The sequence below is a fragment of the Hymenobacter oligotrophus genome, from assembly GCF_003574965.1.
GTDB classification, from domain to species: domain Bacteria; phylum Bacteroidota; class Bacteroidia; order Cytophagales; family Hymenobacteraceae; genus Solirubrum; species Solirubrum oligotrophum.
Window position 1 is genome coordinate 1,244,478 of record NZ_CP032317.1, and the last position, 15,976, is coordinate 1,260,453.

Here is a 15,976-nt window from a genome sequence, read left to right on the forward strand (position 1 = left end):
CTACATTTTTACGGCAACAGGTAGCCTTGCGCCAATTCCGTAAAGCTGGCTACCTGCTCGCGCTGCCATGCTTCGGGGCGACCTAGCTCCTGCGCAAGCAAGGCCGCAACCCTCGGTGCCATGCGCTGGGCGGCGCGGGCATCGAGGAAAAGCACGCGCAAGCGGCGCGCCAGAACATCCTCCACGGTTCGGGCCATTTCGTGGCGGGCGGCCCATACTACTTCGCCCTGCAAGTACGCGAAGGCAGCATCCAGCGGGTCGGCCCAGGATGGGTTGTCGGCAAGTAGCTGCTGCAAAGCGGGCAAGTCGGTGCCGTAAACGCCTAGGTGCCCGGGGGCTTCGGACTGATGAGGAACCGGCGGCGCGCCGTGGATGGGCAGCGTGGCGCTGCCGCTCGGTCGGTGGGGCAGCTTGCCTAAAGCAGTGGCGCGGCCGAGCACGACTTCGCCCATCTGGCGGAAGGTCGTCCATTTGCCGCCGGTAATGGTATACAGCCCCGACGCCGAAACGCGCAGGTAATGCCGCCGCGAAATGTTTTTGGTAGCGCCGGCGCCGGAGCTTGTTGCTGCGAGGGGCCGCAGCCCGGCAAACACGCTCAGCACATCGGCGCGGGTGGGCGCGGCCTGCAGGTAGCGGGCGGCGGTGGTCAAAATAAAGTCGACTTCTTCGGGCAGGGCCCTCGGTTCGGGGCTGGCTTGGGGCAGCGGGGTATCGGTGGTGCCCAGTACCACGTGGCCGTGCCAGGGCACGGCAAAGAGCACCCGGCCATCGGAAGTGCGCGGGATGAGCAGCGCCGCCGAGCCCGGCAGAAACCGCCGCGGCAGCACGAGGTGCACGCCCTGGCTGGGGCGCACGAGCGGGGCTTGGCGGGGTTCGTCGAGGCGCAGCACCTCATCCACGAACACGCCGGTGGCGTTGACGACCACGCTGCCCAGCGCGCGGTGGCGCTGGCCGGTTTCGCGGTCTTCGAACTCAACGCCTTGCACTTGCCCGTTGGCGGCTTTCAGCAGGCTGCGCACCGCGGCGTAGTTGAGCACGGCGGCGCCGTGCGCGGCGCAGGTTTGCGCGAGGTTTAGGGCCAGGCGGGCATCGTCGAACTGGCCGTCGTGGTAGAGCACACCGCCGCGCAAGCCAGCCGTGCGCAGGTTGGTCCCTAGGTAAGCCCGGGTTTGCGCCGCCGAAAGCATCCGCGAACTGCCCAGCCCCAGGCGCCCGGCCAGCCAGTCGTATAGTTTCAGGCCGAGAGCGTAGTACGGCCGGGCAAAGCGCCCGTAGGCCGGAATAACGAAGGTTTGGCTATGCGCCACGTGCGGGGCGTTGCGCAGCAACAAACCTCGTTCGCGCAGGGCTTCGCGCACCAGCCCTAGGTTGCCTTGCGCCAGGTAGCGCACGCCCCCGTGCACCAGCTTGGTGCTACGGCTGGAGGTACCTTGAGCGAAATCGGCTTGCTCGAGCAAAAGCACCGAAAAGCCGCGGCTCACGGCATCGAGCGCCACGCCCAGGCCAGTGGCCCCGCCCCCAATCACCACCACGTCCCAATGGGATCCGCCGGCCACGAGCCGCAATTGCGCATCGCGTTGAAAGGCGGTGGTAACTGACTTCATAAAACAACTGAACTGCGTGGTGTGCTGAAGTTTGAAGTAGCTTCCGGCATTTTCGATAACGCTTGTCTGAATGTGAACTGCGAAGTATGATGCTTTACAAAGTCGCCTCCAATAACAAACGAAAACCAGGAATCGAAGGTCAACGTGCGTCGTTAGTAAATCAGTTTATTATGTGCAATTCTGGAACACAAGACTCTTAACGATAATAGTAAACTGGTTTATCATATGTTCAATAAATCCATTGTGTGCTTTGTAAAGGCTATTACCATTATGGGTTGCTTGTCATTTTGGAGTTGGTAAGAGTTGGGGAGGCCTAGGTCGGAAGTATTGGCTGATAAGCAATCAGCAGGCGTGAGCTGACGCGCGGCCATTAGCTTTATATCAGGATAATTACAGTCTAAATTAGGACTTCTCCGCAACCTTAACCGCGCATGGCAGTACTCTATGCTTGTCTGCTGCGGGGCGGCCTAGCGCTGGCCGGGCCGTGCGCCCCGCCGGCAGGCCTGTTTACCCACGCACTTCCATGCACCTAAAAACCCGATTCGTATGCTAGCTATGGACTACCGGGGCCCCAAAAGGGTCCGCGTTACGCAAAAGCCGATGCCCGAAATCAAGCATCCGGAGGATGCGATTGTGCGCGTAACGCGCTCCTGCATTTGCGGTTCCGATTTGCACCTTTATAACGGCAACGTGCCCGATACGCGCGTGGGCACCACCTTCGGCCACGAGTTTGTTGGCGAAGTGGTGGAAATCGGTTCGGAGGTGACCAAGCTCAAAGTGGGCGACCACGTGATTGTGCCCTTCAACATTTCCTGCGGCAAGTGCCACTTCTGCAAGCAAGGATTGTACGGCAACTGCCACGAATCGAACCCCATGGCCACGGCTGTAGGGGCCATTTACGGCTACTCGCACACGGCGGGCGGCTTTCATGGCGGGCAGGCCGAGTACGTGCGCGTGCCCTACGCCAACCTAAACCCCACCGTCATTCCGCCGGGCATGGACCTCGACGACGCCGTGCTGCTCACCGACGTGGTGCCCACGGGCTACCAGGCCGCCGAAATGGCCGGCATTCAGCCCGGCAACACGGTGGTGGTGTTCGGGGCCGGGCCGGTAGGCATCATGGCCGCCAAATCGGCGTGGCTGTTCGGAGCCGGGCGCGTAATCGTGCTCGACAAGGAGGATTACCGCCTCGAATTCGTGCGGAACTACGCGCCCTGCGAGGCCTACAACTTCGAGAAGGACATGCAGGACCCGGTGCTGTTCATCAAGAAAATTACCGACTGGATGGGCGCCGACTGCGTGATTGACGCCGTGGGAGCTGAGGCCAGCGGCGACGTGATGCAAACCATAACGGGCCGCAAGCTGCTGCTGCAGGCCGGCTCGGCCACGGCCATTCACTGGGCCATCAACTCCGTTAAGAAAGGCGGCATTGTGAGCGTGGTAGGCGTGTACGGCCCCACCGATAACCTGGTGCCCATCGGCAACGTGCTCAACAAGGGCCTCACGATCCGGGGCAACCAAACCGCCGTGAAGCGCCACTTGCCGCGCCTGATCGAGCACGTGATGAACGGCGTAATCAAGCCCAAGGAAATCATCACGCACCGCATTCCGCTTGAAGACATTGCCGATGGCTACCGGATGTTCTCCGACAAGCTCGACAACTGCATCAAGCCTGTACTGATGATGCCGACGGCCCGCTAACCCCTAAGCTCCTCAACCATGCAAAAGCACGTAATCGACCCCAAAAGCGTCCCGGGCTGGGGCATCGACGCCGACCCGGAAAACGACCCCACCTACCCCATGAAGCCCCACCGCACCGACTTGGAGGAGCAGGGCTACAACTGGGAACGGCCCACGCAGCAACCCATCGACGTGGAAATACTGCACTCCAACGAGCGCCCCAACGTTACGGCCGTGTTCGGCACGGCCTCGCCGCCGCAAGGCCTGAGCGGCATTATCCGGCGCTGGGCGTTCCGGTGGAGCGAAAACGAATACAACCACTGGCTGCCGCTCATCCTGGCCGACCGCGTAAACGTGGTGGAAGGCGTGTTGGAAGACCTGGCGCACGGTAAATTTCCGAACATCTGGAAGGAAAAAGGCTACAACGCCTCTTGGAAGCACGACCGCACCAGCCTGATTTTGCGACTATCGGCGTTTACGGCCGTAACCGCCGGTCTGGTGCTGTGGCTCACTTCGGGCGACGACGACAAAGGCTCGCGCAAGAAGAAAAAGAACAAGAAGAAGGCCCGGTACTACGACGAGAACGAGTACTACGCCGACGACCGGTACTACGACGAGAATCAGTACTAGGCAAGCCCTAGGTGCCAAACCGCACATCAACACAAAGGCCGCCCCCAACCAGGGGCGGCCTTTGTGTTGATTGGCCTGGAGTAAGGCAGAATCAGCCGCTGCCAGGCGACATTTCAAGTGGCCCCTAGGTGGCGTCATGTCGCGCCCCCGAACGGGCATGTCGAGCCCCGTCGAGACATCTCGCCGGATAGTGATTATCCTCGGACGTCAGAACACGAGATGTCTCGACAAACTCGACATGACGTGCCATGATACGACGTTGCATAACACGACTTGCCATGGCCCTCTGAACTGGGCTTACTTCCGCCCTGCAATAATTTCATCCACCACCTGCGGGTCGAGCAGCGTGGTGGTGTCGCCTAGGTTGCCGGTTTCGCCTTCGGCTACTTTGCGCAAAATGCGGCGCATGATTTTGCCGGAGCGCGTTTTGGGCAAGCCCGATACAATCTGGATTTTATCGGGCTTGGCGATTTTGCCAATTTCGGCCACTACGGTTTCGATGATGCTGGCTTCTAAATGGTTTCGCTCGGCCTCGGTACTGCCCTCGCCCTGGTGGCAAATCACGTAGGCGTAAATGCCCTGGCCTTTCACGTCGTGCGGGTAGCCCACCACGGCCGACTCCACTACGTGCGGGTTTTGGTTGATGGCGTTTTCGATTTCGGCCGTGCCGAAGCGGTGACCCGAAACGTTAATCACGTCGTCGACGCGGCCGATGATTCGGTAGAGGCCGTTCTCGTCGCGGCGGGCCCCGTCGCCGGTGAAGTAGTAGCCAGGGTACGGCGCAAAGTACATTTGGCGGGCGCGCTCATGGTCGCCGTAGGTGGTCCGGATAACGCCCGGCCATGCGGCCTTCAGGGCCAGGTAACCTTCCTGGTCGTTGCCTTCGATTTCCTGCCCTTCTTGCGTGAGCAACACGGGCTGCACGCCGGGCAGCGGCAGGCCGGCGTGGGCGGGCTTGCTGGGGGTAATGCCGGCCAGCGCCGAAACCATGATGCCGCCGGTTTCCGTCTGCCACCAGGTATCCACCACCGGGCAGCGTTCCTTGCCCACGTGCTGGTAGTACCAGTACCAGGCCTCCTCGTTGATGGGCTCCCCTACCGAACCTAGGACGCGCAACGAATCGAGGGAGTAGCTGAGCACGTTGTCGAGCGGGGCGGCCATGAGCGAGCGAATGGCCGTGGGCGCCGTGTAAAAGATGGTGACCGAGTGCTTATCACAAACTTGCCAGAAGCGGCCCGCATCGGGGTACGTGGGCACGCCCTCGAACATAAGCGTGGTGGCGCCGGCCAGCAGCGGGCCGTAGAGCAGGTACGAGTGGCCCGTTACCCAGCCCACGTCGGCGGTGCACCAGTACACATCGTTTTCCTCTACCTGAAACACGTTGCGGAAAGTGTAATCGGCCCATACCATGTAGCCGGCGGTACTGTGCACCACGCCCTTGGGCTTGCCCGTAGAGCCCGAGGTGTACAGGATGAACAGCGGGTCTTCGGCGTCCATTTCCTCGGCCGTGCAGGTTTTACCGGCTTCTTTTACTTCCTCGTGGTACCACACGTCGCGGCCTTCGTGCATGTGCACGGGCCAGCCCAAGTGCTCAATCACCAGCACCTTGCGCACCGAGGGGCAGTGCTCCAGGGCTTCGTCTACCACGCGCTTCACGGGGATTTGCTTGGCGCCGCGGTTGAGGCCGTCGGCGGTTATCACGAAGGCCGCCTCGGCGTCGTTCACGCGGTCGGCAATGGCCGTGGCCGAAAAGCCAGCGAAGATGACCGAGTGAATGGCCCCGATGCGGGCGCAGGCCAGCACGGCAATGGCCAGCTGCGGAATCATGGGCATGTAGAGGCACACCCGGTCGCCCTTCTCCACCCCTAGGTTGTGCAGCACGTTCGAGAACTTGCACACCTCGTTGTACAGCTCGCGGTAGGTTAAGCGCAGGTGGCGCTCCTTGGGGTCGTTGGGCTCCCAAATGATGGCCAGCTTGTTGCCGCGGGCGGCGAGGTGGCGGTCGAGGCAGTTTTCGGTGATGTTGAGCTTGGCTCCTTCAAACCACGTGGAGCTGCCCTCGGGCGAAAAAGCCCCGCCGCGCACCTTGTTCCACTTGCGGCGCCAGGTAAAGGGCTCGGCTACCTCAGCCCAGAAAGCATCGGGGTCTTCCACACTTTTGCGGTACGCCTCGTGGTAGTCTTCGAGGGAGCGGATGCGGGCGTGGCTCGCCACGGCAGCGGGCGGCGAGGGTTTGGCGGTAAGCGCACCGTTTTCGGAGGCGCGCGCGGCGGGGGTGGTGAGCATCGGAGTAGGGTATTTTGGAGTTGAAGAGGAAGCGAAAAGAGCGGGAGGCCAACCCCGCCGACGGGCCGCGTACCCGGCCAGCTGACCTAGGCCGATGGCGTCGACGCGGGCACCGATTCGGTTGTAGGCTCGAAAGCACGGCCAATGCCCCGGGCAGCCAGGGCGGTTCGAATTTCAACCAGAATCTGCGGGTCGTCGATGGTAGAGGGCGTGCTGAACGCTTCGCCATCGGCGAGCTGGCGCATGGTTTTGCGCAGGATTTTGCCCGAGCGGGTTTTGGGCAGGCGCTTTACCACCAGGGCTTGCCGAAAGCACGCCACCGCGCCAATTTGCTCGCGGATACGCTGCACCAGCTCGTTTTCCAGCTGCGCTTCGCCGATGGTTTGTCCGTCCTTCAGCACCACCAAGCCCACCGGCCGCTGCCCGCGCAGCTCGCAGGCAATGCCCAGCACGGCACACTCGGCCACGGCAGGGTGCGCGGCCAGCAGCTCTTCCATTTCGCCGGTGCTCAGGCGGTGGCCGGCCACGTTAATCACGTCGTCGACGCGGCCCATGATGTAGAGGTAGCCTTCGGCATCCTGGTAGCCACCGTCGCCGGAGAGGTAATAGCCGGGAAAGGTGCTCAGGTAGGATTGCCGGAAACGCTCGTCGTCGTGCCACAAGGTGGGCAGGCAGCCGGGCGGCAGCGGCAGGCGCACGGCCACCAGGCCGGTGGTGCCGGCGGGCACCGGTTGGCCGGCCTCGTCGAGTATTTGCACCTCGTAGCCCGGCACGGGGTGGCCCGCCGAGCCGGCGCGCGGCGCCGGCATATCGGCCAAGCCTGCCATAGTTGCCAGCATGGGCCAGCCCGACTCCGTTTGCCACCAATGGTCGACAACGGGCACGCCTAGGTGCTGGCCGGCCCACTCGTAGGTGGCAGGGTCGCACCGCTCGCCGGCCAGAAACAGGTGGCGCAACGAGCCGAGGTTGTAATGTTTCCGCAGCAAGCCTTCGGGGTCTTCCTTCTTGATGGCCCGAATGGCCGTAGGCGCCGTGAACAGCACGCTTACCCCGTGCTCCTGAATTACGCGCCAGAACGCGCCGGCATCGGGCGTGCGTACGGGCTTGCCTTCGTACAGCACCGAGCTGCAGCCGTGCAGCAATGGCCCGTACACGATGTAGCTGTGCCCCACGGCCCAACCAATATCCGAAGCGGCCCAAAACGTTTCGCCGGGCTGCACGCCGTAAATGGCACTCATGCTGTACCTAAGGGCCACGGCATGCCCGCCGTTGTCGCGCACCACGCCCTTGGGCTTGCCGGTGGTGCCGCTGGTGTACAGGATGTACAACGGGTCGGTGGCCTCGACGGGCACGCACTCCACGGGCTCGGCCCGCAGCAGCGCGTGGTAGTCTACGTCGCGGCCGGGCAGCATGCGGGCGTGCACGGCGTGGGCAATAGCTTCGCGTTGCAGCACCACCACGTGCGCGGGCTGGTGGCTGGCCTGCTCGATAGCGGCATCAACCAAGGGCTTGTACGGAATGATTTTGTCGATTTCGATGCCGCCCGAAGCCGCAATAATCACCTTGGGTTGGGCATCGTTGATGCGCACGGCCAGCTCGTGCGGCGCAAAGCCCCCAAACACTACCGAGTGCACGGCACCTAGGCGGGCGCAGGCCAGCATGGCCACCACGGCCTCGGGCACGTTGGGCATGTAAATGACAACCCGGTCGCCGTGGCTTACGCCTAGGTTGCGCAGGCCGCCGGCAAAGCGGGCCGTGAGGTCGAGCAGCTCGCGGTAAGTAAACCGCCGCACGGTGTTGGTTACCGGCGAATCCTGAATAAGCGCCACTTGCTCGGCCCGCCCATTGGCCACGTGGTAATCGAGGCACAAATAGCAGGTGTTCAACCGCCCGCCCCGAAACCAGCGGTACAGCCCTTTTTCGAAGGCAAGCGGCTGCACGGGTGGCGTAAACCACTGAAGGGCCTGCGCCTGCTCGGCCCAAAATCCGGCCGGATCGGCGAGGCTGGCGGCATGCGCCGCAGCGTAGGTTGAGGCAGGAACAGGTTTCATGGCGCAGGTTGTGGGAAAGAAGCTTGGCCGGCGAGCAGTAGCGGCGGTTAGTGCAGGGCCCTAGGTGGTTATGGGTGCCAGCTCGCGTACTTTTTCGAGCAGCTGGCGCGTGGAGAAGGGCTTGGTGAGGTACAAGTCGGCGCCGGCTTCGTAGCCCTTCTGGATGTCGGCCTCGCGGCTTTTGGCCGACAGAAAAATCACCTTGGTTTCGTGGTGGGCGGGCAGCTGGCGCAGGTGGCGGCACACGTGGTACCCGTCGACGTCGGGCATCATAATATCGAGCAGTACTACATCAAACGGCCCCCGCTCGATGGCCTCGAGGGCCTCGGTACCGTTGCGGGCTATGCTCACGGCGTAGCCGGCTTTGCGCAGCAAAAATTCCAGCGACATCACGATGTTCGGCTCGTCGTCGACTACCAGTACTTTATGAGCAGATTCGGTTGTTTTCATGGGGTATGGGGTAAGCGGCAGTGGCGGCAATTGGCGCAAAACATGAGCATGGCGCCGCGCTGCCCTGCTAGCGGGCATTGGCCCTAGGTACTCGGGAGCGGCGGCGCCACCGGCAGCTCCACCCAAAAGCGGGCGCCCTGCTGCAGGGCGCTTACCACGCCCATGCGGCCGGCGTGCAGCTCCACAATTTTTTTGGTTATGGCCAGGCCCAGGCCCGAGCCTTCGGGTTTGCGCATGGTTTGGTTTTTGGCCTGAAAGAACTTGTCGAAAATCAGCTCGTGGTAGGCCGGGTCGATGCCCTTGCCGTTGTCGCTTACGCTGATGCGTACCAGCCCGCCCGCCGCGGCCTCGGCCGCAATGCCAATCCGCCCCTCGCCCGGCTTGCACGATTTCACGGCGTTCGAGAGCAAGTTCACGAGCACCTGCATCAGCCGGTCGCGGTCGGCGGATACGCGGGGCAGGCCCGGCGGCACCGCCACATCCAGCACCAACTGCTTGTCGCGCACGAGCTGGCCCACGGCCTCGGTGGCGTCGTTGATTATTTCGGCAACGTCGACGGGCGTGCGCTCCAGTGTTGCCTTGCCCGATTCAAATTTCTCCAGATCGAGCACCAGCGTAATCAGGCGGCTCAGGCGCTCGGCTTCTTTGGTGATGGTGCTCTGGAAGCGGAAGCGTTCTTCCTCGTCGATGTCGGGGTTGTCGGCCAGGATTTCCGACAAGGCCCGGATGCTGGTGAGCGGCGTGCGCAGCTCATGCGTAACGGTGTACAGAAACTCATCCTTTTGCTGGTCCAGCTCGCGCAGGCGGTCGTAGGCGTCTTGCAGCTCCTCGGTGAGGCGCTGCAGCTGCTGCGATTGTTTGCGCAGCTTGCGGTTGGCCTCCAGCAGTTGCTGCGACTCGCGCAGCACGCCCACCACGCTGTCGAAGCTCATTTCCTCGGCTCCTACCGAGGTAGCCAGCAGCAGCCGCGCCGATGCGGGCCCGATGGTACCGGCCAACAGGGTTTCGGCGTAGGCCAGCAACCGCGGGTCGGCGTGGGCCGCGGGCGTGCCGTCGGCGGCGTGCACGGCGGCATAGGGGTAACGCTCTTCAAACTGCCGCAGGGCTTGCGCGGCGCGCTTCCGACCCAGGAAACCCACCAGCAAAGCGCGCAAATCGGGCAAGGGGGCGGCGCCTTTCCAGGTGGCTGGCGCGTCGGCGGGGCTGCCCAACCGAAACACGTCCACAAACGCATCGGCCTGGCGCTGCTCGGTGGCCGAGGGCCGCCCCGCCAGCGATACGCCCACGTACAGCCCGATGTTCAGCAGCCAGCTCCAAAACAAGCCGTGCGGCAATGGGTCCAGGCCCTCGAGGCCCAGTAAGGCGTGGGGGCGCAGCTCGGCCACGGCCCCGGCGCCCTGCGTAAGCACCGAAGCGGGCACCATATCGGTACCGCCTACGGTGGGCAGCACCAGCGTAAAAAACCAGGCCGCAAACCCGCCGATTAGCCCGGCCGTGGCGCCTAGGCGCGTGCCGCCTTTCCAGTAAAGCCCACCCAGCACGGCGGGCGCCAGCTGCGCCACCGCCGCAAACGACACCAGCCCGATGTTGACAAGCGGCAGCTGCCGCCCCACCGTGGCGTAGTACACGTAGGCCAGCACCAACACCAGCACCACGGCTGCGCGGCGGCTGTGCAGCACCACGCGCCCTAGGTAAGCAAACCAACGCGGCTGCACCTGGGGGCGCGCGGCGGGTATGCGCACCAGCAGCGGCATCAGCAAGTGGTTGCTGATCATTACGCTCAGGGCAATGGTTTCCACGATGATCATGGAGCTGGCCGCCGACACGCCCCCTAGGTACGTGAGCAGCGCCAGGCCCGTGTGCCCGCTGCTGAGCGGCAGGGCCAGCACAAACGTGTCGGCATCGGGGGCGCCGGGGCCCAGGCCAAAGCGCAAGGCACCGCCCAAAGCCACCGGCAGCACAAACACGTTGATAACGATGAGGTACAAGGGAAAAAGCCACATGGCTTTGCGCAGGTGGTCTTCGCTGGCATTCTCCACCACGGCCACCTGAAACTGCCGGGGCAGCAGCAAGATGGCCGCTCCGCTGAGCAACAGCAACGCAAGCCACTGCGAGGGGCTGGTGCCGGCGCCCTGCAGCGTAAACAGCCGCTGCAGGGCCGGCACGGCCTCGGCCTGGTCGAACACATCCGCGAAGCCGCCAAACAAGCCGAACGTTACAAAGGCCCCCACCGCCAAAAACGCCACCAGTTTGATAAGCGACTCCAGCGCAATAGCCAGCACAATGCCCTCGTGCCGCTCGGTGGCCTCTACCGAGCGCACCCCAAAAATGATGGTAAAGAAGGCCAGCGCAGCCGTGGTGTAAAAAGCCGTGCCCTGGGCCAAGGCTCCGCCCGCGGCGGGCAGCGCCGCCAAGGCCGCGGTGCCGCGCGTCAGGATATCAAACGACTGCGCAATGGCCTTGATTTGCAGCGCAATGTAGGGCACCACGCCCAACACGCAGAGCACCGTTACCAAAGCACCTAGGGAGGCGCTCTTGCCGTAGCGGGCCGATACAAAATCGGCCAGCGAGGTGAGGCTTTGCTGCCGGCAAATGCGGATGATTTTGCGCAGCACCAGCCACCACACCGGGGCCAGCAAGGTGGGCCCTAGGTAGATGGTTACAAACTCGAGGCCGGAGTGTGCTGCCCGCCCCACCGAGCCGTAGTACGTCCAAGCTGTGCAGTATACGGCCATGCTCAAGGCGTACACGTAGGGGTTGCTCACCAGGCTGCGCCGCCGCGCCGAGCTGTGCTCGGCGGCGTAGGCTACCGCAAACAGAAGCAGCAGGTAGCCAAACGAACAGCCTATGACGAGCAGTTTAGACATCAGGGGTTAAGGAGGAAGGAGGAATGTACTCGAAAAAGATAGTCAAACAGAAAGCCGGATGCGGCGCGGTGGAGAATGCTGGGGTGCAAGCCAGTGAAGAATTATTTCCTCCTCATTCATCACTCTTCATTCCTCTTCGCCGCACCAGCCAGCCCGTAAGTAGCACCACCAGCAGCCACACGGCCAGCACGTAGAGGTACAGCGCCGGCATCCCGGCCAGGCGCAAGGGCTTATCGACAATGGCCAGGAAAGGAAACGTGAGCAGCACCGCGCACAGCACGGCCACAAACAGCAGGCGTTGGCCGCGGCGTTGTTCGGCTTGCTCGGGGGCGGGCGGTGGTTGCATGGGCATGGGCGAAAGCGCCTACAAAAGCTACCAAAAATCCTAGGTAAGGGAAAGTCCGCCGCCCCAACGGAACGGCGGACAATGTTTCCAAACCAACATTCAACTAAGCGGGGCGCCTGCGGGGCCCAGCAGCAGGCCTGCCCAACGCCGCGGTGGGCCTGGCGACCTAGGCCTTTTCGGGCTGCTCTTCAATGAGCTTCACGTTGCGCACGTCTTTCATCAGGGCCATGCCGATAAGCCAGCAGATGAGCGCAATACCTATTGGGTACACCAGGCCGGCGAGGAAGCTGTGCTCCTTGATGAAGGGTACCTCCGAGGCGGCAGCGCGCAGCGTAAGGGCGGTGGCAATTAGGGGCACAAAGCCGCCGAACACACCGTTGCCGATGTGGTACGGCAACGACAACGAGGTGTAGCGCACCTTGGTCGGGAACAGCTCCACCAGGTAAGCGGCAATGGGGCCGTAGGCCATCGTCACGAACAGCACCAGGCAGAACACCAAGGCCGTCATGGGCAGAATTTGGGGCGTAAGGGCTTTCATCACGGCCGGCACGGCTTTACCGGCGGCATCAATGGTGGCCGGCGTTACCTCCGTAATGGGGCCGGCAAACTGCTTGAGGCCGTAGAAGATGGGCACGGTAAACAGGGCCCCGCACAGCAAACCCATCATGATGATCTTTTTGCGGCCGATGCGGTCCGACATCGAGCCGAAGTACACGAAGAACGGCGTGGCCAGCAGCAGCGCAACGCACAACACCAAGCTGGCATCCACGATGTCCATCTTCAGCGTGTTTTGCATAAACGAGTAGGCGTAAAACTGGCCCGTGTACCACACCACGCCCTGGCCCATGGTGGCGCCAAACAGCGAAATGAGCACCAAGCGGCGGTTTACGGGGTTCAGGAACGACTCCTTCAGCGGGTTTTTGGTGGTTTTGCCCTCGGCTTTGGCCTTGGCAAACAGCGGCGACTCGTGCAGCTTGCGGCGGATGTAGTACGAGGCAATTACCAGGAAGCCCGAGAGCAGAAACGGAATGCGCCAGCCCCACTCCTTAAACTCTACCTCGCCCATGATTTTGCGCGTGGCAATGATGACCAAAATGCTCAGGAACAGGCCCGCCGTGGCGGTTATCTGAATAAACGAGGTGTAGTAGCCGCGCTGCTTGTCGGGCGAGTGCTCGGCCACGTAGGTGGTGGCGCCGCCGTACTCGCCCCCCAGGGCCAGGCCCTGCAACAAGCGCAGCACCAGCACAATAAGCGGAGCGGCAATGCCAATTTGGTCGTGGCTCGGGATGAGGCCCGTAATGAAGGTGGCCCCGCCCATGATGAGCAGCGTGAGCAAAAAGGTGTACTTGCGCCCGATCATGTCGCCGATGCGGCCGAACACCAGCGCCCCAAACGGCCGCACCACAAAACCGGCCCCAAACACGGCCAGCGCCCCCAAAATGGTATCTTCGATTTTGCCCGCCGAGCCGAACAGCACCGGCCCAATGATGGCCGCCAGCGAGCCGAAGATGTAGAAGTCGTACCACTCGATGACGGTGCCGACCGAGGAGGCCGTAATCACCTGCCAAATTTTGCTTTTCGACACCGTGTTGTTGTCGTGGGCTACGGCGTCGGTGGCTGCGCCGCCCGCATAAGAGGCCGCCACCGCACGGTTCGGAATGTTCTCTGCCATGGTTGTAGGAGTTTTGGGCTGTGAGTTTCGGGATGTTGATGCAACTGGGGCCTGGCGCACCTAGGGCGCCGGCGGCACCGGCAGCGCTTACAAGAAAACCTGGGTTTGCAGGGTAATTTCGGGGCGGTACTTCACCTCGTTCACGCGGGCGGGGCCCTCGGGCGTGGCGGTTTGGTTGCTGAAATCGGGCCGGTGGCGGTAGTTCAGCGTAAACTTGGCGTTGTGCCCGTCGAGGTAAAAGTTGGCGCCCGCGTCCAGAATGTTCACGTTCTGGATGTTGCCGTTGGCCTTGCGCAGGCCTTCGTAGCTAGCCAGCAAATACGACGCGTAGGGCTGCAGGCGCACCTTAGGGCCGAGCGTGTTTTTGGGCAGCAGGTAGCCCGTTTCCACAAAGCCGATGTTGCCGGTGCCCGAGTGCGGCACGGCGTTGCCGCGCAGCGCAGCGGCCCCGTAACCGGGGTTGGAGGCCCCGATGTAGCGCAGGTGGTTGGGCCCGAAATTGTAGTTGTAGTACACGCCGTACACGGTAAAGGCCGTGCCCTTGTCCTTGTTCAGGGGCGTGTCGAAAAACACATCGGCCGAAAGCAGCGCGATGTCGTGCTTGCGCGTCGGAATCAGGGCAAAAAGGTTGGCCCCGGGCTGGGCAGCGGCCGTTAGCACCGGCCCGTTTACCACGCTGGTGGTGGCGCGCGAGTACATGCCGTCGGCGTTGTACAGGAAGCCGGCCCCTAGGTTAAACACCCGCTTGGTGCCCAGGTAGGTACCCACGTTAAAGGGCAGCAGGTTCGACTCCTGATCCAGAAACTCCCAGCTCACGTAGCCCTGGTAAATGTGCTTGGTGCTCTGCGGGTTGTACTGCGCCACGTTGGTACCGGTGCTGATGGCCGCCGCCCCCGTACCCGTGGTGATGCCCAGCGCCAGCGGCGTGCTGCCCTGGTTGGTCAGGAAGGTTTCGTTGACGGAAAAAGCGTAATCGAGCTTGCTGACGCGGCCCTTCGCATAGGCCCCGATGCCGCGGGCAAACTGGTCGGCCGTTTCGATGATGGGCCAGTTGGTAAGCGGCGCATCCAGCGTGAGGAAGTTGAGCGTGCTGGAGCGCGTGAGGCGCGAGAGGCCGTTTTGGTAGTGCATGCCCGAGCCCACGCTCAGGTACTTGTTTACTTTAAACTCCACCACGGCCTCGTGCACAAACAGCTGCGGCTTTTTGCCATCGGTGGTCGGGTTTACGCCCCCGCTCACGGCCGTTTGGTTGTTGATGCCGATGTGCGTATAGATGAGGAAACGCGGGTTCAGCTGCGACAGAATGATGAGGCGCGAGCGGCGCACGGCAAAATCAACCTGCTCGGATTGGGGCTTGCCCGGCGCCCGCAGCGTGCCGGTGTTGTTTTGGGTGTAGCGCGACCAGATCTGGTGCCAGGTGATAAACCGCAGGTACTTCGAGCCGTCGGGCGAGAGGTTCACCTTCATGCCCGCGCCGTACGGCACCGACTCGGCCGGCGGCGGGGGCGGCACCACCGGCTGCTGCGACTGCGCAGCCGGCGCGGGCACGCCGGCCGAAACCGGTTGCGGCGTTGAGGCCGGCACCGACTCAGTGGGGCTTGCGGGTGCCGTTGGGGTTGGCGTGGGTGCCGGCGGCGTGGCAGGCGGCACGGCCGGCCGCGTAACCTGCGCCGAGGCACCTGCGCTGGCGAGCAAGGCGCTCAAAACCAATGCGTAACTGGTTTTTTGCATGATGTTTTGGTTGGTTGATGTGGGATTACGAACACACAAACCGTACACCGTGGTAGCACTCCCGGCGCGGCCCAACCAAGTAGTAAAATCCAAACGGCGAAGTCACGCCCGTGCTATCGTTCTGCTAATGCTATAGCTGCGCACCTAGGCGTGCTTAAACCGCTCCCACCGAATCAGCATAAACTTATCGCCCAGCTCGGTTACCACCAGCCCCGCTCCTTTCATGTTTTTGGTGTCCTGAAAAAACGTCGTCAGCTCTTTCTGGTTGAGGATTTGGTACGTTGGGTGATATTCCGTTTGCCTAGGTGCTTTCACGCCGTATTTCTTCACCCAGTTCATCACCGATACGTGGCTGACACCCAGCAGCCGCTCGATTTCGCGGTAGCTCACCCCCTCGATGTACAATTGCAGCGCCTTGATGACGTAGTACGGGTTAATCTCGCGCCCTACTTTGGCCACTGTGAAATGGTACCCGCAATTCTTGCACTTATACCGCTGCCTATCGCCGATAACGCCGCTTTTGGTAGCATCCGTGGAGTCACATTTAGGACAGGGCGGCTTGTTCATCACTAATAAAGCAGCTGAGTTTGGGCTGCTATACCTAGTTAGCAAACATATAGCAGATTAGCAAAGTATATCCTCAAGGCTATACTTTGCTA

At 62.4% G+C, this 15,976-nt stretch carries 11 protein-coding genes and 1 pseudogene; 2 read left to right on the forward strand and 10 right to left on the reverse strand.

What is annotated here, in order from left to right:
* Positions 1-8 precede the first annotated feature (8 nt).
* A complete protein-coding gene (locus D3Y59_RS05245; RefSeq protein ID WP_119444095.1) occupies positions 9-1,604 on the reverse strand; it encodes a glycerol-3-phosphate dehydrogenase/oxidase in 1,596 nt (531 codons plus the stop codon).
* A 546-nt stretch (positions 1,605-2,150) separates the two neighbouring features.
* Here D3Y59_RS05245 and D3Y59_RS05250 point away from each other — a divergent pair.
* Both D3Y59_RS05250 and D3Y59_RS05255 read left to right on the forward strand, forming a co-directional pair.
* Positions 2,151-3,305 carry a zinc-dependent alcohol dehydrogenase gene (locus D3Y59_RS05250; RefSeq protein WP_119444096.1) on the forward strand — a complete coding sequence of 385 codons (1,155 nt, stop codon included), beginning with the start codon at positions 2,151-2,153 and terminating at the stop codon, positions 3,303-3,305.
* A gap of 18 nt (positions 3,306-3,323) precedes the next feature.
* Positions 3,324-3,914 (forward strand): hypothetical protein, encoded by a 591-nt coding sequence (locus D3Y59_RS05255; protein ID WP_240410540.1) that lies wholly within the window; start codon positions 3,324-3,326, stop codon positions 3,912-3,914.
* Between the two features lie 297 nt (positions 3,915-4,211).
* On the opposite strand, the gene acs is transcribed toward D3Y59_RS05255, so the two are convergent.
* From acs to D3Y59_RS18870, 9 genes and pseudogenes are all read right to left on the reverse strand, one after another.
* Positions 4,212-6,200 carry an acetate--CoA ligase gene (gene acs, locus D3Y59_RS05260; RefSeq protein WP_119444097.1) on the reverse strand — a complete coding sequence of 663 codons (1,989 nt, stop codon included), beginning with the start codon at positions 6,198-6,200 and terminating at the stop codon, positions 4,212-4,214.
* Between the two features lie 86 nt (positions 6,201-6,286).
* A complete protein-coding gene (locus D3Y59_RS05265) occupies positions 6,287-8,251 on the reverse strand; it encodes a propionyl-CoA synthetase (RefSeq protein WP_119444098.1) in 1,965 nt (654 codons plus the stop codon).
* Positions 8,252-8,311: 60 nt separating this feature from the next.
* Positions 8,312-8,701 carry a response regulator transcription factor gene (locus D3Y59_RS05270; protein WP_119444099.1) on the reverse strand — a complete coding sequence of 130 codons (390 nt, stop codon included), beginning with the start codon at positions 8,699-8,701 and terminating at the stop codon, positions 8,312-8,314.
* An 83-nt stretch (positions 8,702-8,784) separates the two neighbouring features.
* Positions 8,785-11,568 (reverse strand): sensor histidine kinase, encoded by a 2,784-nt coding sequence (locus D3Y59_RS05275; protein WP_119444100.1) that lies wholly within the window; start codon positions 11,566-11,568, stop codon positions 8,785-8,787.
* 112 nt (positions 11,569-11,680) lie between these two features.
* Positions 11,681-11,914 carry a hypothetical protein gene (locus D3Y59_RS05280; protein WP_162910573.1) on the reverse strand — a complete coding sequence of 78 codons (234 nt, stop codon included), beginning with the start codon at positions 11,912-11,914 and terminating at the stop codon, positions 11,681-11,683.
* Between the two features lie 166 nt (positions 11,915-12,080).
* Positions 12,081-13,586, reverse strand: coding sequence for an MFS transporter (locus tag D3Y59_RS05285; RefSeq protein ID WP_119444102.1), 1,506 nt, complete (start codon positions 13,584-13,586; stop codon positions 12,081-12,083).
* Between the two features lie 87 nt (positions 13,587-13,673).
* Positions 13,674-15,290, reverse strand: coding sequence for a hypothetical protein (locus tag D3Y59_RS05290; RefSeq protein WP_240410541.1), 1,617 nt, complete (start codon positions 15,288-15,290; stop codon positions 13,674-13,676).
* 171 nt (positions 15,291-15,461) lie between these two features.
* Complete coding sequence (locus D3Y59_RS05295; RefSeq protein WP_162910574.1) at positions 15,462-15,776, reverse strand: helix-turn-helix domain-containing protein; 315 nt, start codon at positions 15,774-15,776, stop codon at positions 15,462-15,464.
* A gap of 12 nt (positions 15,777-15,788) precedes the next feature.
* Positions 15,789-15,884 (reverse strand): annotated as a pseudogene (locus tag D3Y59_RS18870) (transposase-like zinc-binding domain-containing protein); the annotation flags it as partial.
* Positions 15,885-15,976 lie beyond the last annotated feature (92 nt).